This window comes from Streptomyces sp. UG1, from assembly GCF_049974585.1.
Taxonomy (GTDB): domain Bacteria; phylum Actinomycetota; class Actinomycetes; order Streptomycetales; family Streptomycetaceae; genus Streptomyces.
The window spans coordinates 124,274-144,523 of sequence record NZ_JBNGGG010000018.1; the positions used below are offsets into that span (position 1 = coordinate 124,274).

Sequence of the window (20,250 nt, forward strand, 5' to 3'; positions counted from 1 at the left end):
CTAGGCCGTGCGCAGAAAGCGGTCGAGGACCCGGACGCCGAAGTGCAGGGCCTCGATCGGCACCCGCTCGTCGACGCCGTGGAACATGGCCCCGTAGTCGTAGCCCTCCGGCAGCCGCAGCGGCGAGAAGCCGTAGCCGGTGATGCCGAGCCGGGAGAACTGCTTGGCGTCCGTGCCGCCGGGCATGCAGTACGGCACCACGTGCCCCTCGGGCGCGAACTCCTCGACGGCGGCGCGCATACGGGCGTACGTCGGCGAGTCGACGGGCGACTGGAGGGCCACCTCGTGGTGGTGGAACTCCCAGTCGACGTCGGGTCCGGTGAGCCGGTCCATCGTGGCGCGGAACTCGTCCTCGAAGCCGGGCAGATAGCGGCCGTCGACGTAGGCCACGGCCTCCCCCGGGATGACGTTGACCTTATAACCGGCCGCCAGCATGGTCGGGTTGGCGCTGTTGCGGACGGTCGCCTCCACGAGCCTGGCGGCCGGGCCGAGCTTCTCCATCAGGCCGTCCACGTCGTCCAGGTCGGCGTCGAGGCCGTACAGGGCGGCGAGTTCGGTGAGGGCGGCGCGGACCGTCGGAGTGAGGCGGACCGGCCACTCGTGGGCGCCGATGCGGGTGACGGCGGCGGCGAGGCGGGTGACCGCGTTCTCCCGGTTGGGCTGGGAGCCGTGCGCGGCCCGCCCGCGTGCCGTGAGCTTCATCCAGCCGGTGCCGCGCTCGCCGGCCGAGAGCGGGTAGAGCTGCCGGCCGGTGCCGTCGTGGACGGTGAAGGCGCCGGACTCGCTGATGCCCTCGGTGCAGCCCTCGAAGAGGGCGGCGTGCCGGTCGGCGAGGAATCCGGAGCCGTCCTCGGCGCTGGCCTCCTCGTCGGCGGTGAACGCGATCACGACGTCCCGGCGGGGCCGTACGCCCTCGCGGGCCCAGGCCCGGACGACGGCGAGGATCATCGCGTCCATGTTCTTCATGTCGACCGCGCCGCGCCCCCACACCACGCCATCGCGGATCTCCCCCGAGAAGGGGTGCACGCTCCACTCGTCGGCCTGCGCGGGCACCACGTCCAGATGACCGTGCACGAGCAGCGCGTCGGCCGACGGGTCGGTGCCCTCGAAGCGGGCGACGACGTTCGTACGGCCCTTGGTGCGCTCCAGCAGGGTGGGCTCCAGGACGGCCTCGGTCAGCCGGGCGGCGGCGTACTCGGCGGCGGGGCGCTCCCGGCAGTCGCCGCCGCCGCGGTTGGTCGTGTCGATGCGGATGAGGTCGGACGTGAACGTGACGACCTCGTCCAGTGCCTGCTCGTCAGCCATACTGCTCCTCCACCGCAGCCGAGACGATCGTGGTGACCGCCTTGAAAGTACGGATTCCCTCGTACATCCGCTCGCTGGTGTACGCCACCTTGCGCTCGCCGATACGTTCGACGCCGGGGACGACGGTGGCGGCCATCGCGAGATGCTCGGCGTCGAACTCGACGGCGACGGTGAACGGGCCACCGCTGACCGGCTCGTGACGGACCGCCAGCCCGGCCGCCTCCTTGGCGGCGGCGCGGATGTCGGCGGCGGTCCTGGCCGGGGTACGGCACACCGCGGCGTACCGCGAGACGTGGTCCTTGACGGCGACCTTGAGCGCCCCGGGCGCGTATCCGAGCGCGTCCTCGCAGGCCACGTCGTCACCGGTGACGAGCACGACGGGCACGCCGTACTCGGCGACGACGTGCGCGTTCAGCAGGCCCTCGCTGGCGCGTACGTCGTTCAGCCACACCCCGGTGATCTGGTTCGCGAGATAGGTGTGGGCGAGGACCCCCTCCATGCCGGCGCCCGCGTGGTAGCCGACGAAGGCGATGCCGTCCACGTCGCCGTGCTGCACGCCCTCGACCATGGAGAGCGCCTTGTGCCGTCCGGTGAGCATCTCGGCGCGCTCGTCCAGTTGCTCGAGCAGCAGATTGCGCATCGTCCAGTGCGCCTCGTTGACCAGGACCTCGTCGGCACCGCCGTCGAGGAAGCCCAGCACGGCGGCGTTGACGTCCGAGGTGAACATCCCCCGGCACCGCTCCCACTGAGGCGTCCCCGGCAGCACGTCGGCCGGCCAGGTCACGCCGGTGGCGCCCTCCATGTCGGCGCTGATGAGGATCTTCATGCGGGTCCGTCCCATCGATGGTCGGAGGCCTGTCGTCCGGCTGGTGACAGCAGTGTGCGACAGCATGCAGCGGTGACGGGGATCTTCATGTCACTTCACGTTACGCGTCGGCGGGGGAACTTCCTCTCAGGCAGAGAGAGCTTGAGCCCACTCCCGGACCTCGCTCTGCAACAGGGGTCTGCCCAGGCACCCGCACCGGGAGCAGTGGTCCGGCAGGAAGGGATCAATGGTGCAGGAGTCGGTGGCCCAGCGCATCCCGGTGAACCCGCAAAAGGAACTCCTGCAGGTAGCCGCCCTGGCAGGGGAGAAAGGCGCGATCCTGCGGTGTGAGGGCTGTGCCGCTCGCACATCATCGAGTGGCGGGCTGCCCGGGGCGCCGGGGGCGACCGCCCTGACCGATCTGCTCCGACGACGGCCTGCTGTCCGCGCAGCCGCTGCCGGGGACTCACCTAGGGCGCGTATCGAGTCGTGATCATCGGGTGGTCCTGGTGAGGTCTTTGATCCACATCATCGAGGCGTGCCGGTGGAGACTGGCGAGGTAGCTGCCGGGAGTCTTGTCGTATCGGGTGTCTCACCGTCCCAGTTCCGGCCTCCTGGTACGTCACGCTCTGGGGCGGGTGAGGCACGTGGAGCCGACGTGAGCCGACCGGTGCACTGATGTCCGGGCGGGGACTCAGGGGACATGGCCCCCCACCCGGCTCAGGTTCCGGGGAGGATACGGCGCGTCTCGTAGGCCCACATCGCGATCTCGACCCGGTTGCGGGCGCCGAGTTTGGCCATCAGGCTCGCCAGATGCGTCTTCACCGTGCTGAGGCTGATATGCAGCGCATCGGCGATCTCGGTGTTGGTCAGCCCGCGGGCGACGGCGAGGAGCACCTGCTCCTCGCGGGCGGTGACGGGGGAGACCGGCTGGGCCGGCGGCCGGCCGGCGGGCAGGTCCGCGAATGCCTGGAGCAGACGGACGGTGACGCTGGGCGCGATGAGCGCCTCACCGTCGGACGCCGACCGTACGGCCTGCGCGAGAAGGTCCGGTCCCGTGTCCTTGAGGAGGAATCCGCGGGCGCCCGCACGCAGCGCGCCGTAGACGTACTCGTCGAGGTCGAACGTGGTGATGACGACCACGGCCAGCGGGTCGGCGACGCCCGGGCCGGCGATCAGCCGGGTGGCCTCGAGCCCGTCGAGCACGGGCATGCGGATGTCGAACAGACAGACGTCGGGGCGCAGTTCACGGGCCAGACGTACCGCTTCGTGTCCGTCGGCGGCCTCGCCGACCACCGCGATTCCGGGCTGGGCGTTCAGCATGATCCGCAACCCGGTGCGGATGATCGCCTGGTCGTCAGCGACGAGGACGCGAATGGACACCGCTCTCGCTCCTCGCTCTCGGCAGCTCGGCTTCGACATGCCAGCCCTGGTCGGCGCCCGGGCCGGCTCGTAGTGCGCCGCCGAGCAGGGCCGCGCGCTCGCGCAGTCCGGCGAGTCCATATCCGTCGCGACCTCGGCCGGTGCGTTGGCCGTTGTCGCGCACGCTCACCCGTACCGTGTGCCGTTCCGCGGTGACCCGGACGACGACCTCGGTCGCGCTGACCGCATGGCGCATCGCGTTGGTCACCGACTCCTGCACGATGCGGTAGACGGCCGCGTCCAAGGCCGGGGGCAGCGAGTCCAGCTCGCCGTCGAGCCCCAGGTCGACCTTGAGGCGACCATCCGGCGTGCACACCAGGCGCTCCAGATCCGCGACGCCGGCAGGCGGCGCCAGCTCGGCGCCGACCCCGCGGTCGCGCAGCGCGGCGACCATGGCGCGCATTTCCTCCAGCGTGCGCGCCCCTTCCTCCTCGACCCCCTCCAGCGCCTCGACGGCGGCGGACGGGTCGGTGCCGGCGAGCACCCGGCCCGCCTGGGCGCGGATCACCATGGCCGACACGTGGTGGGCCACCGTGTCGTGCAGTTCCCGGGCGAGCTGCTCACGCTCGCGGGAGCGTACCTGCTCCAACTGCCGCTCGCGAGCGGTCCCCCAGAACCGCACGGCGGCCCCGACCACGCCGGGCAGCAGCAGGAAGACGAAGCCCACGACCTTTTCGACGACCGGGCTCTCGTACGTGATGACACACAGCGCGCCGACCGCGAGGATCACCGCGCCGCCCAGCACGATCTCGCGTCCCGATCCCCACCGGAGCAGCGCGTACACCAGCACGAGCACGACCGCGCCGGTGTCCAGGCCGACGGGCTCGCCGGGTGCGGCGACGAGCCAGGCCAGCTGGAGCAGCAGCACCGCGCCGAACGCCAGCGTGACCATCGCCAGCGGGCGGGTCCGGCGCCACAGGGGCAGCAGGCACAGCCATACTGTCAACACCACCGCCACCGGCCGCCACACGACGTTCTCGCGCAGGGTGGCCTCCAGCACCACACCGCCCAGGCCCACGGCGAGCAGCGCCCAGTCCCGCCACACCCGGGCGGGCGCGTCGGGCGGCCGGGGTTCGGTCCACAGGGTTCGCAGGTCGTCGCGCAGCACGGTTCTCAGCCTAGGGACCGCGCCGTGCCGCGCATCGGCCGAAAGGACGGGGCCTCACTCCGACTTGGGGCCGACGGATCCGCGGCCCGCGAGCCGATGCCGAAGAGCGCCGTGGCGACGAGCCTTACGCATCGGCGGCCGTACAAGGACGGCCGACGAGGTGGTTGGAGGACCCGATGCTCTCGAAAGCCCTGTTGCGCCTGGGCGCAGGCGCCGCCCGCCATCCCTGGCGGGTGATCGCGGCATGGCTGATCGCTGCCACGCTCGCCGTCCTCGCCGCGATCGCCTTCGGCGGGCGGACCGCGGACTCGATGACTGCTCCGGGACTGGACTCCCAGCGGGCCGCGGAACTGATCGAGCGGTCCGGCACCGGCCAGGAGGGGATGACCGCCCAAGTGGTCGTCACCCCCCTCGACGGTGCTGCGACGTTCTTCGACCACGGCAGCGCGCGCACCGCTCTCACGCGGCTGCAGACCGAGGTGAAGCGGCTGCCGCACGTGCTCGGCACGAGTGACCCGGCGGGGGCACTCGACGCAGGCGGGGACACCGCCGTGCGCGGCGGCCTCGTCTCGGCCGACGGGCGGATCGCGGTCGTCCGGGTGCAGTACCCCGACCAGAGCCGGCTGTCGGCCGAAGACCTCGACGCCCTCGTCGATCTCGGCGACCGGCTGCGCGCCGAACTGCCCCTGCGCATCGAGATGGGCGGGAACCTCTTCTACGCCTTCTCCGACCCCGACGGCGGCGCGAGCGAGTTGACCGGCCTCCTCGCCGCGGCCGCGATCCTGTTCCTGGCGTTCGGTTCGCTCGTCGCCGCCGCGCTGCCGATCGGCATGGCGGTCTTCGGACTGACCGTCGGTGTCGCCACGATGACGGTACTGGCGGGGGTCACGGACGTCCCCACCTTCGCACCGGTCCTGGGCAGCATGGTCGGGCTCGGAGTGGGCATCGACTACGCGCTCTTCGTGCTCGCCAGGCACCGGGAGTACCTCGCGCGCGGGCTCGATCCGCACGAGGCGGCCGGACGAGCGGTGGCCACGGCGGGGCGGCCGGTGGTCTTCGCCGGCGGCACCGTCGTCGTGTCGATCCTCGGCCTGGCGGTCGCGAACGTGCCGTTCATGACGGTGGGCGGGCTCGCCGTCTCGATCGTCGTTCTGACCATGGTGGTCGCGTCGGTGACGCTGCTGCCGGCCTTCCTCGGCGCGGCGGGCCCGCGCCTGGCCCGGGTCGGCCGGGTCGGACGGGCTCTGCGGACCAGGAGGCTGGGCCGACTCGCACGGCGGCGGGACCCGGCGGCGGGCGCCGCCCCCGCCGCCGGGTGGCGGCGCTGGATCGGGCACGTCAGCCGTCACCCGGTGCCGTACGCGGTCGGCGCGGCGGGGCTGCTGCTGACGGCGACGCTGCCCGTGCTCGGCCTGCGTGTCGGCCTGCCCGACGACGGCTCGCTGCCGCAGAGCCGGACCGAGCGCCGGGCCTACGACCTCGTCGCTGAGGGATTCGGCCCGGGCACCAACGGTCCCCTCGTCATCGCCGCGGACCCCGCCGGTGATCCGGGAGTGCTGGACCGACTCGTCGGGGCGGTCGCGGCGGATCCGGGCATAGCATCCGTCGCGCCGACGCACATCGATCGGGCCACCGGCATCGCGACCCTCGTGGTGTTCCCGACCACCAGCCCTCAGGACAAGGCCACTACCGACACCATCGCCCGGCTGCGCACCGACGTGCTGCCCACGGCGATCGGGCACGGCCCGGCCAGGGCTCACGTCGGCGGCGCCGCCGCGAGCCTGTCCGATGTGGGCCAACGCACCAGCCAACGCCTGCCGGTGTTCGTCGCCGCCGTGCTGGCGATGTCGTTCCTGCTGCTGATGCTGGTCTTCCGCTCGATACTCGTACCGCTCAAGGCGGTACTGCTGAATCTGCTGAGCATCGGCGCGGCCTACGGCATCATGGTCGCGGTCTTCCAGTGGGGCTGGGGAGGCGCACTCATCGGGCTGGAAGCGACGGTTCCGATCGTGTCGTTCATCCCGATGTTCCTCTTCGCCATCCTGTTCGGCCTGTCGATGGACTACGAGGTGTTCCTCCTCTCCCGCGTACGCGAGGAGTACCTGCGCACCGGCGACAACGGCACGGCGATCGTCGAGGGCGTCTCGGGCACCGCCCGGATCATCACCTCGGCCGCCCTCATCATGGTGGCGGTCTTCCTGTCCTTCGCCGTCGCCGAGGACCCCTCCACCAAAATGTTCGGGCTCGGCCTGGCCACCGCGATCTTCATCGACGCCACGGTCGTACGCATGGTGCTGGTACCGGCGACCATGACACTCCTCGGCCGGACCAACTGGTGGCTGCCGAAGTGGCTGGACCGGATGCTTCCCCGCGGCCCGGTCGACACCGACGACACCGACGCGGAATCCACGGGTGAGGCCCCGCGTCCACGGCTGGTTGACCGTTGACTCAACTCCTGCCCGCCCTTGGCGTCCGGCACCTCAGCGCGTCACCTGGGTCATATCGAGTCGTGATCATCGGGTGGTCCTGGTGAGGCCTTGATCCAGATCATCGAGGCGCGCAGGTGGAGACCGGCGAGGTAGCTGTCGGGAGTCTTGTCGTATCGGGTGGCGATGCCTCGCCATGCTTTGAGCCTGTTGATCAGGCGTTCGACGGTGTTCCGCTCCTTGTGGAGATCGGCGTCGTGGCTGACGGGTCGGCGACCTCTGGAGCCCTTCTTCTTCCGGTTGGCGGCCTGTCCTTCTCCTCCGGGATGACCGCCTTGATACGGCGTTTACGCAGGTGGGGTGCGGTTTCCGTGGGACGAGTACGCCTTGTCCCCGGCGACCGCGTCGGGCCGGATGCGGGGCCGACGGGCCCGCGTACCCGTACCTTCTTCAGCCCGGGGATGAACTGCGGGCTGTCCGCTGGCTGGCCTGTGGTCAGGATGAACGCCAGCGGGCGGCACTTGCGGTCGGCGGCGAGGTGGACCTTGCTGGTCTGCCCGCCTCTGGAACGTCCGAGGAGGGCGGCCTTCAGGCGGAGTTTCCTCCGACGCCGGATGCGTCGTCGTTCTTCCAGTGCGGGATCACTTTCGATCTCTTGCCCGTTTTGCTCTTCGAGGCCGCCCCCTTTGACCTGGCCTTCTCCTCCTCGGCCGCGGCTTTCTCCAGGGCGGTGACGACGTCCTCGTCGAGGTGCATCCCGGCCGCGTCGTGGTGGGCTCGGGTGGTGGGCCCTCCAGCAGGGCCTCGAAGGCGCCGGCGTCACGCCACTGCCGGAAGCGGTTGTGGACGGTCGACCAGGTGCCGAACTCCGTCGGCATCTCCCGCCACTGCCCGCCCGTCTTGAACCGCCAGATCACGCCCTCGAACTGCTGCCGCAGTCGCTCGGGGTACGGGCCGTACTCGCCGATCGGCAGGTACGGGTGCCACGAAGGCACATCCCGCAAATTGATCACGACTCGATACGCGCCCTAGGTGAGGGCGGTCGGTGGGAGTTCCGGCGTGTGTACGGTGCCCGTCTTCTGGATGAGACCCTCGCGGAGATCGGCGTGCCGTGTGGAGTCGCGGTGGATGTGGGCAGTGAAGGGGCGTTCCTGGTGCCTCCGGCGCAGGGCATTGTGGCCCGGTCACGTGGCGGTGACGGCGATCCGCGCGGCCTGATCGCTGCGATCAACGAGTTGGAGGAGACGGGCTACTTCTCGATCACCGCGCAGCAGGGGCACGGTTTCCAGTTCCTGGTCATGTCGGGGATGGAGATGGGTTCGGGTGAACTGGCGGATGTGTTCGGTCAGTTCTGCGGCCGCTGGGCGCTGGCCATACGTCACCTCACCAGCCTCACCGACCATCTCGATGGCACTCGACGCCTCCGCCTCGACCGCGTTGGCCGTATCACGCAGGTGACCGGGCAGGACTGGACCGAGACCTACGCGTACGACACTGCGGGCAACCTTGCTCACGCGACTTGGCCGCAGACACACGGCGAGGACGCCGTCGGCGCACGTGAGTACACCGGAACGCGCCTGACCACGGCTGGTCGTTGGACATTCACCTACGACGAGGCCGACCGTGTCATCGAGCGTCGCAAGACTAGCCTGTCCCGCAAGCCGGATGTGTGGCGATACGCCTGGGATGCCGAAGGCCGTCTGGTCTCCTGCACAACGCCCGACGGCACGGTCTGGCGCTACCGCTACGACCCGCTGGGGCGTCGCAGTGCCAAACAGCGCCTTGACGCTGGTGGACAAGTGGTCGAGGAGACCGTATTCACCTGGGACGGCAACCAGCTTGGAGTACAACGGGCTCACCCCCCTCACCCAGGTGGAACGTGCATTTGACCAGGACAACCCACAGGCCGTCGACACACGCTTCTTCGCCATCGTGACCGACCTTGTCGGTACACCGAGGGAGCTGGTCACCATGGAAGGCGAGCTGGCCTGGCGTACCCGCAGCAACCTGAATCGCCACTAAGATCCGGCGACCGCTCGCTACATGAGCGCCGATCCCCTCGGGCTCGGGCCGGCGCCGAACCCCGTAGCCTGGGTCCAGAATCCGCTTGCCTGGACAGATCCGTTGGGGCTCGTGAAGTGCGACCCGGCCGACGGGATGACCAACAGGGAAAGGCCGCCGGTCGACGGCGACACGAACTACATCGTCGACGATCCCAACGACTGGTCGAAGACCATCACGGACATCGACCGCGTGGAGGGAGACACCCTGTGGGAGGAGAAGCAGGCGACCGGCCAGGACCCGCGGATCACCACCGAACGCCGGGTCGAGAAGCACGTGTTCAAGAAGCTTGATTCCTACGTGGAGGCCCGGTCCCACCTGGAGGGGTGGCAGAACGCCAAACTCGGCATGGACTTCACCACGCCAGGGGCAACTCCCGAGTTCAAGGCCGCCGTTGAGCAGGCCATCGGGCAGTGGAAGGCGAACAATCCCGGCGTGGAAGTTCGAGTAAGGTGGGCCCAGTGAGCTGCTACGTGATGATCGCGGATCGGGACGTGTGGAACCCCGCAAATCAGGTTGCCGAGGTTTTCGTCGGGCAAGTGGGAATCGCATCACGGATTCTGGGAGTGGATTCGGGCGTCGAACCAATCGTCGAGGACGAGTGTCATATCGACGCCGAAAAATTCGAAGCTTTCACGTCTGTGCTTTCGGCAGCCGTACAGAGAACGAACAACCTCGCATTCCGAGGAATGCTCCAAGGGATTCTTGAGGTGTGTGCCGTCCTCGTCTCCAGGGCTGGCGGATCGATTTCACCCGCCGTGGACGTTCCTGACTCCTTGCCCCGGACGATGCCAGGCTTCGAGTGATCGGGACTGCTAGGACACCGGGGTGGTCGGTGAGTTCCATGACCGGTGCCAGAGTCGCGTGTGACGACTCTCAGGGAAGGGCTCCAGCCGGGTCCCCCATCACACCCACCAAGCGGCGATTCCAGCGGTCCTGCAGCCCTACCGCTGATCGGTGAACCGCCAGGGCCGGCACTCCTGCCGTCTTCTTGGCTTCGTCAACTGCGGCAGGTCGCAGATGCCCGAGCTTCCGCCCAGCCTCAGACACCCTCCGGCCAAAACCGGAGGCTGTCTGCGCAGCAGGGGCAAGACGCAGGGCGCGCCACGACGGCTCCGGCGGCTGACTACCAGCAGTGACTCCACGAGGGCCCTGACATCAGTTCTGACATCTGCCGCCCTGGCCCGCAGTGGGTTTCGACGGGCATCAGTGGCCCGACGGCCTGCGCCGTTCCACCCAACGCCGCAGGTCCCCTTTCGCGCCCCCTGTGCGTGCTTGTCAGTCACCCTGCGCGGGCACTACTGTCACCACGCCTTGGTGAACGGGAAATCCGGTGTGATGCCGGTGCGGCCCTCGCCACTGTGAATCGGGAAGTCCGGCTCCGGCCCTCACGGGCAGCCACTGGGTTCTTCGGGACCCGGGAAGGCGGAGCGCGGGCGGTGGTACCCGTCAGCCAGGAGACCGGCCAAGGCGCGTCAACCATCCACGAGGTGCTGGAGAGGGTCTGCCGAGCCATGCACATAGCCGAGGGTTTCCTCCCTCCGGCGCACGCGGTCGCCTGGGGCGTCGCGTCCGCGCCGTTCGTCGTCCACGGAGTCCGTTCGCTCACCCGTGAGGTCAGGGAGCATCCCGAGAGCACGCTGCTCCTCGGCGCCTCCGGGGCCTTTACTTTCGTCCTGTCCGCGCTGAAGCTGCCCTCGGTGACCGGCAGTTGCTCGCATCCGACCGGAACCGGGCTCGGCGCCATCCTGTTCCGGCCGCCGATCATGGCGGTCCTGGGCACCATCACCCTGCTCTTCCAGGCGCTGCTGCTCGCACACGGCGGCCTGACCACGCTCGGCGCGAACGTCTTCTCGATGGCGATCGTCGGCCCCTGGGCCGGATACGCCGTCTACAAGCTGCTGCGGCGCTACGACGCGCCGCTGATGGTCGCCGTCTTCTTCGGCGCGTTCGTCGCCGACCTGTCCACCTACTGCGTCACCAGCGTCCAGCTCGCGCTCGCCTTCCCGGACCCGGGCAGCGGATTCCTGGGCGCGCTCGGCAAGTTCGGCTCCATCTTCGCCGTCACCCAGATCCCGCTCGCGGTGAGCGAGGGCCTGCTGACGGTGCTCGTGATGCGGCTGCTGGTGCAGTCCAGCAAGGGCGAACTGACCCGGCTGGGTGTGCTCCTCGCCAGGAAGCAGTCCCGGTCCGGAAGCGAGGCGGTGGCCCCATGAGCAAGAACACAACGAGCAAGAAGACGGTGGGCAAGAAGACGATGAGCAGGAACACGAAGATCAACATCCTGCTGCTGGCAGTCGTGGCCGCACTCGCCGTGCTGCCGCTCGCGCTCGGGCTCGGCGACCACAAGGAAGAGCCGTTCACGGGGGCCGACGGCGAGGCGGAGACGGCGATCACCGAGATCGAGCCGGACTACGAGCCCTGGTTCTCGCCGCTGTACGAGCCGCCGTCCGGCGAGATCGAGTCGGCGCTGTTCTCCCTCCAGGCGGCCCTCGGCGCCGGGGTCCTCGCCTACTACTTCGGTCTGCGCCGGGGCCGGCGGCAGGGCGAGCAGCGGGCACTGGAGCGACAGCGGGACGCCGAGGAGTCGAAGGCCGACGGGGTCTGACGGGTGCTGCCGATCGACGCGGCGGCGCACAGCAGCCGCTGGCGCCGCCGTCACCCCGTGGACAAGGCCGTGCTCGGACTCGGCCTCACCGTGCTCGCGATCTCGCTGCCGCCCTGGCCGGGCGCCGCGCTGGTCCTGGTCACCGCGCTCACCGTGCTGCTGGGTCCGGCGGGCGTGCCCGGGCGGCGGCTGTGGCGGGCCTATCGCGTGCCGCTGGGCTTCTGCGTGACCGGGGCGGCCACGCTGCTGGTACAGGTCGGCGGGCCGGAGGGCTTGGTGTCCCTGGCCGCCGACGGTCCGCTGCGGGCCGGTGAGCTGCTGCTGCGCACCTCGGCGGCCTCCCTCGGAGTGCTGCTGCTCGCGTTCACCACCCCGATGTCCGACCTGCTGCCCCGCCTGGTCAAGGCCGGGGTTCCCGCGCCCGTGGTGGACGTCGCCCTGGTGACGTACCGCATGAGCTTCCTGCTCCTGGACTCCGTGCGCCGCGTGCGGGACGCCCAGGCCGCCCGGCTCGGGCACACCACCCGGGCCGCCACCTGGCGCTCGCTCGCCGGGCTCGGCGCCACCGCCTTCGTGCGGTCCTTCGACCGGGCATCCCGGCTGCAGGCAGGGCTCGCCGGGCGCGGCTACGACGGCACCCTGCGCGTCCTGGTGCCCGAGGCCCGGGTCTCCGTCCGCTTCACGGCCGCGAGTTGCGCCCTGCTCGCAGCGCTGGCCGCCCTCACCCTCGTACTGGAGAAGGCCCTGTCATGAGCGAGCCCACCGCACTGGTCGCCCTGCGGGGCGCGTCCTACGCCTACGAGGAGGGCCCCGTCGTGCTCAGTGGCCTCGACTTCGACGTGCCCGAAGGGCGCGCGCTGGCGCTGCTGGGCCGCAACGGCAGCGGCAAGACCACGCTGATGCGGCTGCTCAGCGGCGGGCTCCGGCCGTACGAGGGGCGGTTGACGCTCCAGGGTGCGCCGGTCACGTACGACCGCAAGGGGCTGACCCGGCTGCGCACGACCGTGCAGCTCGTGGTGCAGGACCCCGACGACCAGCTCTTCGCCGCGTCCGTCGGCCAGGACGTCTCCTTCGGCCCGCTCAACCTCGGCCTGCCCGACGCCGAGGTGCGGGCGCGGGTCGACGAGGCGCTGGCCGCGCTGGACATCGCCGCCCTGGCCGACCGGCCCACGCACCTGCTGTCGTACGGGCAGCGCAAGCGCACCGCCATCGCCGGGGCGCTCGCGATGCGGCCCCGTGTGCTGATCCTCGACGAGCCGACCGCCGGGCTCGACCCCGACGGCCAGGAACGGCTGCTCGCCACCCTCGACGGGCTGCGCGCGGGCGGCACCACGGTCGTCATGGCCACCCACGACGTCGACCTCGCCCTGCGCTGGGCCGACGACGCGGCGCTCCTGACCCCGTCCGGCGTCCGCACCGGCCCCGCGCCCTCGATGCTGGCCCGCACCGATCTCCTCCGGCAGGCGGGGCTGCGGCTGCCGTGGGGGGTGGCGGCGGCCCAGTTCCTGCGCGCCCACGGGCTGCTGGGCGACACGGCACCCGGTCCACGCGACGCGGAGGAGCTGGCCGCGCTGGCGGGCGCGCACACGACGCCCGCGCTGCCGGCCGAAGGCTGACACTGACAACCGCCACCGCGAACTTGCCTGTACAGCCGCATCGTTGACGTCACGCCCGATGAATGCGGTCCACCAGCATGTCGATCACCAACGGAGTCCGCGGCCCGTACCCGAGCAGCACCCCGTCCTCCATGTCCACCACCCGGCGGTCCATCCCCGCCGGGGTCTCGCCGATCCCGGGGATCTTCACGAGCCCGTCGACGCCGCCCACGGACTCCAGCCCTTTGGTCATCATCAGGATCACGTCCGGCCGGGCCCGCACCAAGGCCTCGCTGGTGATCGGCGTGAACGGCTTGTCCAGACCGGCGTCCTTGCCCGCGTCCACCGCTCCGGCGGCCTCGATCAGCGAGTCGGCGCCCGAGCCCTTGCCGCCGATGAGATAGACGGCCGCGCTGCCGCGCAGGTACAGGAAGGCGACCTTGGGCTTGCTGCCCCGGGGCACGGCGGCGCGGGCCGCGGCGAGTTCGTCGCTCATGCGCCGGTTGAGGGCCTTGCCCGCGCCGGGGACGCCGAGGGCCTCGGCGACGCGCGTGGTGCGGGTGGTGACGTCGGTCAGGTTCGTGGCCGTTTCGAGGACGACGACGGGGACGCCGGCGCCGCGGATCTGGTCGATCGTCTCCTTGGGGCCGGTGTCGGTGTCGGCCAGCACGACCGTCGGACGCAGGGAGAGCACGCTCTCGGCGCTGACGTCGTGCGCCTTGGTGACCTGCGGGAGCTTCTGCGCCTCGGCGAAGGTGGCGGTGATGTCCCGGCCGACGACCCGGTCGCCGAGGCCCAGCGTGAACACGATCTCGGCGACACCCCCGTTGAGCGGCAGGATGCGCGAGGCGTCCTCGACGGTCACCTTCCGTCCGTCGGCGGAGTCGACGGTGACCGGCAACTCCGGGGTGGGCGGCTCCCCTTCGAGGGGGACGAGGGTGTTCTTCGCGAGCTGTCTCTCGGCCGCGGCGGCGCGCTCGCTCGCGGAGACGGGTGACGGGTCCGCCGCCGAGGGCCCGCCTCCCCCGCCGCCGCAGGCACCCGTGAGCAGCGCGAGGGTCAGACCGAGGGCGGCGAGGGGTCTGTGGATTGCGCGCATGGGTTTCCTGTCCTCTCTCCTGACACACAACTGAGCAATAGTTTAGGTTAGGCTTCCCTTAGTTTTCACTCATGGGGGGTATTCCATGGCGTGGGCAACTGGCCTGCACCGAAAGAGAGTTGGGCGCTTCCTCGGGGTCGCCGGCACCGCCGCCCTGCTGCTGCCGACCGCCGGCCCGGCCTCGGCGGCGGGCGGCTCGGCGACCGGCCCCGAGGGCCAGAAGCTCACCGTCTCCAAGTCCTCCGGACTGTCCGCGGCCGGCGAGACGGTGACCGTGACCGGCTCCGGCTACAACACCGAGAAGGGCGTCTACGTCGCCTTCTGCGTGGACAACGGCGCCGGGAAGACCCCGACCCCCTGCGTGGGCGGAGTCGACATGTCCGGTGAGTCCGGGGCGTCCGCCTGGATCTCCTCCAACCCGCCCTCCTACGGCGAGGGGCTGGCGAAACCGTACGAAGGCAGCGGCCACAACGGCTCGTTCAGCGTGCGGCTGAAGGTGCGCGCCAAGGACGCCACCACCGACTGCACCAAGTCCGGCGTGACCTGCGCGGTCATCACCCGCAACGACCACACCCGGGGCGGCGACCAGAGCCAGACGGTCCGGGTCCCGGTGACCTTCGGCGGCAGCGGCGGGAGCGCGGCCGACGACGGCGATGACGGCGACGGCGCCAGGGCCACGCCGAGCGCGCCGGCCGAGGCGAGCACGACCGGCGGTGGCGGCGCGTCCGGCACCGGCGAGAAGACGCCCGACGGCCCGCTCGCCAGCACCGGTTCCGTGGCCCTGACGGCGGGCGCGACGGCGGCGGCCCTGGTCGCGGCCGGCACCGGGACCTGGCTGTGGGCGCGCAGGCGCCGCGCCTCGACCGCGGGCTGACCCGCACCCGACCTCACCCTCCGGAGGGAGACCCGAAGATGACGAAGAGACCCGGCGCCGCCGCCGTGACAGGCGGCGCCCTGCTCGCGCTGCTGTGCCCGGCCGCGGGGCCGGCGGTCGCGCAGGACACGCAGGCGTTCGGTCGCGCGGTGTCCGGCGGATACGCGAGCTGGACGGCCACGGTCGGCCACGACCTGTCGATCGACGTCACCGAACCCGCCGTACGGGGATCCGCGGACCGCACCTCGTTCCCGGCCACGGGCGGCAGCACCGACCTCGAAACCGGTGCCGTGGACGTCGAGTTGGGCGGCGCCGCCCGGATCGTGCCGGCCGCCGACTCGGACCAGCCGTTGACGCTCGCCGGCCTGCGGCTGCGGCTGGACGGTGGCGACGGCGCGCTTCACGCCCGTACGGCCGTCGACGGCCGGGCGCGGGAGCTTGCCCTGGCGGACGTGACGGCGAACGGTGCCGGCCCTGTCGTACGGACGAGCGGGGTGACGTGGACCGGGCTACGGGCGTCGCTCACCGACGAGGGCGCGCGGCTGCTGTCGCAGTGGAGCGGGGAGTCTTTTGCGCAAGGCGATGACCTCGGCCTGCTCGACGTGACGGTCGGCACAGAGGACGTGCCCACCACGAAACCGCCCGTCGAGACACCCCCGCCGGCACCGGACACCGCAGCCCCGGAACCGGCGCGTGCACCCGCGGCGGCCGTGGCCGCCGACGCACTCACCGCAGGCGGCGAACAGACCGTCACCGGCACGGGATTCGCCCCCGGCGAGATCGTCCTCGTCGCCATCGACAAGGACACCCGCTACCAGGCACTGGCCGACGAGACCGGCCGGATCTCCCGGACCTTCCCGGTCTACGACAGCGCCGCCGAGGGCGCGCACACGGTCGAGCTGTACGCGGTGACCGGTGGGCGGAACGCCGTCGTGGAGTTCGACGTACGCGCCGGCTCCTCCTCCTGACCACTCCTGGATCCAGCCTCACACCACTCCTGGAAAGGCACCTCATGAGAACCATCACCGCCACCCGCACGGGCCTGACCGTCCTGGCCGCCTCCGCCCTGACCCTCGGCCTGGCCACCTCCGCCTCGGCGGCCACCGCCACCCGCACGGTCACCGACGGCGGCACGACGTACAACCTCTCGCTCACCTCCCCCGACACGGCCGCCGCCGCGGGCCAGGTCATCACCGTCTCCGGCGCCGGCTACAACACCGGCCAGGGCATCTACGTCAGCCTGTGCGTGGTCGACGGGGCGCCGGGCGCGAACAAGCCGACGCCGTGTCTGGGCGGCCAGGACGAGAGCGGCTCGACCGGTGCCTCGCACTGGGTCAACAACACCTTCGGCGGCATGTTCGCCAACACTTCCAAGTTCGGCTCGGGCGGCAGCTTCAGGGTGCAGATCTTCGTCAAGGCCGCCCTCGACGACGGCAGCGTCTGCGGCCAGGACGTCGAGTGCGCGGTGGTGACGCGCGCGGACCACTTCGACAGCGAGGACCGCAAGTACGACGTCCACGCGCCGATCACCTTCCAGTGACCGGAGGAACCCCGATGCAGCACAGACGACCGGCGGCGCTCCTGGGCGCCGCCGCGCTCGTGGCCGCCTCCGTAGCCGTCGGCCCGGCCGCGCGGGCCGCCGACACCCCGAAGACCGCCCTCGGCAAGGACGGCCAGAGACTCACCGTCTCCGCCTCCGCCCGCCTCGACCCCGAGGGCGAGACGCTACGCGTCACCGGCTCCGGCTACGACGCGACGAAGGGCGTCTACGTCGCCCTGTGCAAGGACAACGGCGACGACCGCGTGCCCACGCCGTGTCTCGGCGGCGCCGACCAGAGCGGTACCGGCAGTTCCTCGCAGTGGATCGTGCCCGAGGGCGACGAGTACGCGGGCGACCTCGCCGTCACCTGGGGCGCGGGCGGCACCTTCGACGTCGAGATCGCCGTCGAGGCCAAGGACGCGAGCCTCGACTGCACCAAGGTCACCTGCTCGGTCGTCACCCGCGTCGACCACCGCAGCCCCGGCGACCGCTCCCAGGACGTCCGCATCCCCGTCGCCTTCGAGGGCCAGGACCCCGGCAACGGCGACGGCGGTGACGGTGTGGACGTGCCGCCGGGCACCGTCGGCTACGTACCGGCCGCCGAGTTCACCACCGCGGGCCGCCCGCTCGACCTGCTGCTGCACCCCGACTCGGGGAAGCTGTACGTCGGTTCGGACAACATCCCCGACACCGCGGACGTCGCCGAACAGGGCCTGTACGCCATCGACCCGAAGGACGGCGCGCTGCTGGGCCACGTCCAGCAGGCCCCGGGCGCGGGCGGCGCCCTCGCGGCCCGCGTGGTCCGCCGGATCGCCGCCCCGCTGGCCGGTGACGGCGTCGCCTTCCACTACCCGCTGCGCGGCCTGGGCACCGCGAAGGCCGGGGACGCGGCCGCGCAGGGCGTGTGGCTGTCCGGCGGCACGGTCACCGGCGTCGGTCCCGGCACGGACGCGTCCACCACGCTGGTCGCCCAGGGCGCCGTCCTGTCCGAGGTCGACACGGCCAGCGGCGCCGCACGGAAGACCGCCACCCTGCCCGGCGGCGGCATCCTCGGCGTGGACACCGCGCGCGGCGTCACCTGGTCGGCGGACTCCGCGGGCGGAACGCTGTACCGCGTCGACACCGGCACCCTGGCCGTCACCGCCACCGCCGAACTCCCTGCGGCCTCCGTCTACTTCGTCGAAACGGACCCGGCGACGGGCAACGTCTGGGTGGGCAGCGCCTACGACGTGCTCGTCTTCGACCGGGAGGGCGAGCCACTGGCCAAGCTGACCGGCGAGGACCGCGCCACGGCGATGGCCTTCGACCGGGCCACCGGCGAGGCCTTCGTGCTGCGCGAGGACTGGGGCACCGCCGAGGACGGCGCGGACAACATCGGCGCCCTGGAGGTCTACGACAGCGCCACGGCCGAGCGGGCGGCCGAGCCCGTCGCCCTGCCCGGCAGCCGCGCCGGCGCCTACGCGGGCGTCGCCGTGGCCCCCGGCGCCACCTCCGTCTACGTCACCAACCAGGCCGAGAGCGAGGTCGTCAAGCTCGACCGCCACGTCTCCCCGAAGGTCGTCCAGTCCCCCACCGACCAGTCCGTCGCACCCGGCGACAAGGTCACGCTCGTCGCGGCCGCCGAGGGCACCCCGGAGCCGGCCGTGCGCTGGCAGGTCAGCCCCGACGACGGCCAGACCTGGTCCACGGTCGAGGGCGCGACACGGAACGCGTACTCCTTCACCGCGAAGGCGACGCAGGACGGCTACCGCTACCGCGCCGAGTTCACCAACTCCGTCGGCACGACGCGCACTTCACCGGTCACACTGACCGTCACCGAGCCCGACGACAACGGCGGCGAGGGCGATGGAGGCGGCGTCGAGCCCTCCGGCTCCAAGACCGTCACCGGCCCGAACGGCCAGAAGCTCACCGTCACCCCGGTCAACGACCTCGCCACCGAGAACCAGACCCTGAAGGTCACCGGCACCGGCTACGACACTAATAAGGGCATCTACGTCGCCCTGTGCGTCGACAACGGCGACGGCGAACTGCCCACGCCGTGCATCGGCGGCGTCGACATGTCCGGCGGCTCGCACTCCTCCGCGTGGATCTCCTCCGACCCTCCGGACTACGGCGAGGAGCTGGCGATCCCCTACGGCGCGGGCGGCACCTTCGAGGTCGAGCTGACCGTGGACGCCAGGGACGAGTACACCGACTGCTTCAAGGCCACCTGCGTCCTGGCCACCCGCAACGATCACACCTTGTCCGGCGACCGCTCCCAGGACGTCAAGGTCCCGGTCGCCTTCGTCGGTCAGGACCAGGTGGACACGGACGACGACAGCGGCAACGGCGGTACGGGCGGCGATGGTTCGGGCACGACGGGCGGCGGCACGGGCAGCACCGGCGGCACCGGCACGGACTCCACCACGGGCGGATCCGGCGGCACCGCCACCTCGGCCGCGGGCGGCGGCGGCAGCCTCGCCTCGACCGGCGTCACCGTGCTCTCGGTCGCCGCGCTCGCGGCCTTGCTGCTGGCGGCGGGCTGGGCGGCGTACCGCAAGGGCCGTAGCGTCAACTGACCGACGAGCGCCGCGAGTCGGCGGCCCTCCGGAACGCTCCGGAGGGCTGTCGCCGTCACGCCCGCCGGCCCGCCACCACCCACCTCGACGGCAGCTCGATCCGTGTGCCGTCCGGCCCGTACTCCGTGGTGACCAGCGGCAGTTCACCGTCGGCGAGCACGGTGAGGCCGGCCGAGCGCAGATACTCGGGCACCGAAGCGTCGGCGACCTCGCCCGGGGCGATGCCGTGCCGGAAGATCGGCGCGAGCTTGGGCGGGGGCCCCGACGGGCTCTGCGCCAGGCCCAGCAGGACGGGCTTGGCGGCCTCGGAGAGCTCGACGAGGAAGGCCCGGCCGCGCTCGCCGACCAGGGTGGCGATCCCGTTCACCATCAACTGCCGGTCGTCCGGCTCGGCTTGGTGCAGCACGCCCCGCATATAGATGTTGACGTCGCCGAGTTCGGCGTGCAGCGTCTCCGCCTCGGACTTCTCCACGCCGTCGAACAGCCGGTACGCCGCCTGCCCGGCGGGGTCGGCGCGGCGGGCGTGGTCGAGGGCCGCGGCCGACAGGTCGGCGCCGACGACCTTCCTGAAGCGGTCGGCGAGAAAGCGGGTCTGGGTGCCGTTGCCGCAGCCCAGGTCCAGCATCGGCAGGCCCGGATCGGCCAAGTGCGCCTCGAACAGGGCCAGATGGCGGGCGGCGGTCAGCGCGGGCTCAGCGTCCCAGAACACCGCCCCCTGCTCGTCGGGGGCTTCACGCCAGAAGCCCTCCCAGGCCTCCCGGTACCGATTCGTCACGCTCATGACCGACTCCCCAGGTTGCGACGGCGACCCGCCGTGAAGTGACGGGCGAGTACGGTCTATCGCGACAC

Annotated in this window: 19 protein-coding genes, 1 pseudogene and 1 riboswitch; of the genes and pseudogenes, 13 read left to right on the forward strand and 7 right to left on the reverse strand. The window is 71.4% G+C overall.

The features are described 5' to 3' along the window. The 4 genes from ACP4J3_RS21350 to ACP4J3_RS21365 all read right to left on the reverse strand — a co-directional run bounded on the left by ACP4J3_RS21350 (window position 1) and on the right by ACP4J3_RS21365 (window position 4,640). Window positions 1-1,305, reverse strand: coding sequence for a M20/M25/M40 family metallo-hydrolase (locus tag ACP4J3_RS21350; RefSeq protein WP_426536739.1), 1,305 nt, complete (start codon window positions 1,303-1,305; stop codon window positions 1-3). Continuing rightward, complete coding sequence (locus tag ACP4J3_RS21355) at window positions 1,298-2,131, reverse strand: M55 family metallopeptidase (protein ID WP_426536741.1); 834 nt, start codon at window positions 2,129-2,131, stop codon at window positions 1,298-1,300. The genes ACP4J3_RS21350 and ACP4J3_RS21355 overlap by 8 nt, the downstream gene beginning before the upstream one ends. Before the next feature lie 699 nt (window positions 2,132-2,830). Continuing rightward, window positions 2,831-3,493: a response regulator gene (locus ACP4J3_RS21360; RefSeq protein ID WP_426536743.1), complete on the reverse strand. Its 663-nt coding sequence runs from the start codon at window positions 3,491-3,493 to the stop codon at window positions 2,831-2,833. Next, window positions 3,468-4,640: a sensor histidine kinase gene (locus ACP4J3_RS21365; RefSeq protein ID WP_426536745.1), complete on the reverse strand. Its 1,173-nt coding sequence runs from the start codon at window positions 4,638-4,640 to the stop codon at window positions 3,468-3,470. The genes ACP4J3_RS21360 and ACP4J3_RS21365 overlap by 26 nt, the downstream gene beginning before the upstream one ends. A 176-nt stretch (window positions 4,641-4,816) precedes the next feature. On the opposite strand from ACP4J3_RS21365, the gene ACP4J3_RS21370 reads away from it, so the two are divergent. Continuing rightward, window positions 4,817-7,087, forward strand: coding sequence for an MMPL family transporter (locus tag ACP4J3_RS21370; RefSeq protein ID WP_426536747.1), 2,271 nt, complete (start codon window positions 4,817-4,819; stop codon window positions 7,085-7,087). Window positions 7,088-7,137: 50 nt separating this feature from the next. Here ACP4J3_RS21370 and ACP4J3_RS21375 read toward each other — a convergent pair. Then, a pseudogene (locus tag ACP4J3_RS21375) lies at window positions 7,138-8,079 on the reverse strand (IS5 family transposase). 48 nt (window positions 8,080-8,127) lie between these two features. On the opposite strand from ACP4J3_RS21375, the gene ACP4J3_RS21380 reads away from it, so the two are divergent. The 8 genes from ACP4J3_RS21380 to ACP4J3_RS21415 all read left to right on the forward strand — a co-directional run bounded on the left by ACP4J3_RS21380 (window position 8,128) and on the right by ACP4J3_RS21415 (window position 13,351). Further along, on the forward strand, window positions 8,128-8,955 hold the full coding sequence (locus ACP4J3_RS21380; RefSeq protein ID WP_426536749.1) for an RHS repeat domain-containing protein: 828 nt from the start codon (window positions 8,128-8,130) through the stop codon (window positions 8,953-8,955). Further along, a complete protein-coding gene (locus ACP4J3_RS21385) occupies window positions 8,939-9,088 on the forward strand; it encodes a hypothetical protein (protein ID WP_426536751.1) in 150 nt (49 codons plus the stop codon). Before ACP4J3_RS21380 ends, ACP4J3_RS21385 begins: the two co-directional genes overlap by 17 nt. A gap of 21 nt (window positions 9,089-9,109) precedes the next feature. After that, the gene (locus ACP4J3_RS21390; RefSeq protein WP_426536753.1) at window positions 9,110-9,592 is read left to right on the forward strand and encodes a hypothetical protein; all 483 of its coding nucleotides are present in this window, start codon (window positions 9,110-9,112) and stop codon (window positions 9,590-9,592) included. Beyond that, complete coding sequence (locus ACP4J3_RS21395; protein ID WP_426536755.1) at window positions 9,589-9,933, forward strand: DUF6086 family protein; 345 nt, start codon at window positions 9,589-9,591, stop codon at window positions 9,931-9,933. Before ACP4J3_RS21390 ends, ACP4J3_RS21395 begins: the two co-directional genes overlap by 4 nt. A 492-nt stretch (window positions 9,934-10,425) precedes the next feature. Next, window positions 10,426-10,611, forward strand: a riboswitch (cobalamin riboswitch). 30 nt (window positions 10,612-10,641) lie between these two features. Further along, window positions 10,642-11,343: an energy-coupling factor ABC transporter permease gene (locus tag ACP4J3_RS21400; protein ID WP_426536757.1), complete on the forward strand. Its 702-nt coding sequence runs from the start codon at window positions 10,642-10,644 to the stop codon at window positions 11,341-11,343. 41 nt (window positions 11,344-11,384) lie between these two features. Continuing rightward, window positions 11,385-11,735: an energy-coupling factor ABC transporter substrate-binding protein gene (locus ACP4J3_RS21405; protein WP_426536826.1), complete on the forward strand. Its 351-nt coding sequence runs from the start codon at window positions 11,385-11,387 to the stop codon at window positions 11,733-11,735. A 3-nt stretch (window positions 11,736-11,738) separates the two neighbouring features. Further along, on the forward strand, window positions 11,739-12,488 hold the full coding sequence (cbiQ, locus tag ACP4J3_RS21410) for a cobalt ECF transporter T component CbiQ (protein WP_426536759.1): 750 nt from the start codon (window positions 11,739-11,741) through the stop codon (window positions 12,486-12,488). Continuing rightward, complete coding sequence (locus ACP4J3_RS21415) at window positions 12,485-13,351, forward strand: ATP-binding cassette domain-containing protein (protein WP_426536761.1); 867 nt, start codon at window positions 12,485-12,487, stop codon at window positions 13,349-13,351. Before cbiQ ends, ACP4J3_RS21415 begins: the two co-directional genes overlap by 4 nt. 49 nt (window positions 13,352-13,400) lie before the next feature. Here the strand turns inward: ACP4J3_RS21415 and ACP4J3_RS21420 are convergent, their stop codons facing one another. Then, entirely contained in the window at window positions 13,401-14,429 is a 1,029-nt protein-coding gene (locus tag ACP4J3_RS21420) for a heme/hemin ABC transporter substrate-binding protein (RefSeq protein WP_426536763.1), read from the reverse strand. A gap of 85 nt (window positions 14,430-14,514) precedes the next feature. Between ACP4J3_RS21420 and ACP4J3_RS21425 the strand changes: the two genes are divergently transcribed. From ACP4J3_RS21425 to ACP4J3_RS21440, 4 genes are read left to right on the forward strand one after another with little or no spacing between them, the layout of a single operon-like run. After that, a complete protein-coding gene (locus tag ACP4J3_RS21425; protein ID WP_426536765.1) occupies window positions 14,515-15,303 on the forward strand; it encodes a hypothetical protein in 789 nt (262 codons plus the stop codon). 38 nt (window positions 15,304-15,341) lie between these two features. After that, window positions 15,342-16,271 (forward strand): HtaA domain-containing protein, encoded by a 930-nt coding sequence (locus tag ACP4J3_RS21430; RefSeq protein ID WP_426536767.1) that lies wholly within the window; start codon window positions 15,342-15,344, stop codon window positions 16,269-16,271. A gap of 44 nt (window positions 16,272-16,315) precedes the next feature. Further along, window positions 16,316-16,843, forward strand: a complete 528-nt coding sequence (locus ACP4J3_RS21435) for a hypothetical protein (protein WP_426536769.1) — start codon at window positions 16,316-16,318, stop codon at window positions 16,841-16,843. 14 nt (window positions 16,844-16,857) lie between these two features. Further along, complete coding sequence (locus ACP4J3_RS21440; RefSeq protein ID WP_426536771.1) at window positions 16,858-19,401, forward strand: immunoglobulin I-set domain protein; 2,544 nt, start codon at window positions 16,858-16,860, stop codon at window positions 19,399-19,401. A gap of 55 nt (window positions 19,402-19,456) precedes the next feature. On the opposite strand, the gene ACP4J3_RS21445 is transcribed toward ACP4J3_RS21440, so the two are convergent. After that, window positions 19,457-20,182, reverse strand: a complete 726-nt coding sequence (locus ACP4J3_RS21445; protein ID WP_426536773.1) for a class I SAM-dependent methyltransferase — start codon at window positions 20,180-20,182, stop codon at window positions 19,457-19,459. Window positions 20,183-20,250: the final 68 nt, after the last annotated feature.

Excerpts from the sequence above, each read along its gene's own strand:
- ACP4J3_RS21445 (WP_426536773.1), bottom strand. The coding sequence starts at position 20,182 with ATGAGCGTGACGAATCGGTACCGGGAGGCCTGGGAGGGCTTCTGGCGT.
- ACP4J3_RS21405 (WP_426536826.1), top strand. The coding sequence starts at position 11,385 with ATGAGCAGGAACACGAAGATCAACATCCTGCTGCTGGCAGTCGTGGCC.
- ACP4J3_RS21420 (WP_426536763.1), bottom strand. The coding sequence starts at position 14,429 with ATGCGCGCAATCCACAGACCCCTCGCCGCCCTCGGTCTGACCCTCGCG.
- ACP4J3_RS21430 (WP_426536767.1), top strand. The coding sequence starts at position 15,342 with ATGACGAAGAGACCCGGCGCCGCCGCCGTGACAGGCGGCGCCCTGCTC.
- ACP4J3_RS21390 (WP_426536753.1), top strand. The coding sequence starts at position 9,110 with ATGAGCGCCGATCCCCTCGGGCTCGGGCCGGCGCCGAACCCCGTAGCC.
- ACP4J3_RS21415 (WP_426536761.1), top strand. The coding sequence starts at position 12,485 with ATGAGCGAGCCCACCGCACTGGTCGCCCTGCGGGGCGCGTCCTACGCC.
- ACP4J3_RS21425 (WP_426536765.1), top strand. The coding sequence starts at position 14,515 with ATGGCGTGGGCAACTGGCCTGCACCGAAAGAGAGTTGGGCGCTTCCTC.
- ACP4J3_RS21440 (WP_426536771.1), top strand. The coding sequence starts at position 16,858 with ATGCAGCACAGACGACCGGCGGCGCTCCTGGGCGCCGCCGCGCTCGTG.
- ACP4J3_RS21400 (WP_426536757.1), top strand. The coding sequence starts at position 10,642 with ATGCACATAGCCGAGGGTTTCCTCCCTCCGGCGCACGCGGTCGCCTGG.
- ACP4J3_RS21435 (WP_426536769.1), top strand. The coding sequence starts at position 16,316 with ATGAGAACCATCACCGCCACCCGCACGGGCCTGACCGTCCTGGCCGCC.
- ACP4J3_RS21370 (WP_426536747.1), top strand. The coding sequence starts at position 4,817 with ATGCTCTCGAAAGCCCTGTTGCGCCTGGGCGCAGGCGCCGCCCGCCAT.
- ACP4J3_RS21355 (WP_426536741.1), bottom strand. The coding sequence starts at position 2,131 with ATGAAGATCCTCATCAGCGCCGACATGGAGGGCGCCACCGGCGTGACC.
- ACP4J3_RS21350 (WP_426536739.1), bottom strand. The coding sequence starts at position 1,305 with ATGGCTGACGAGCAGGCACTGGACGAGGTCGTCACGTTCACGTCCGAC.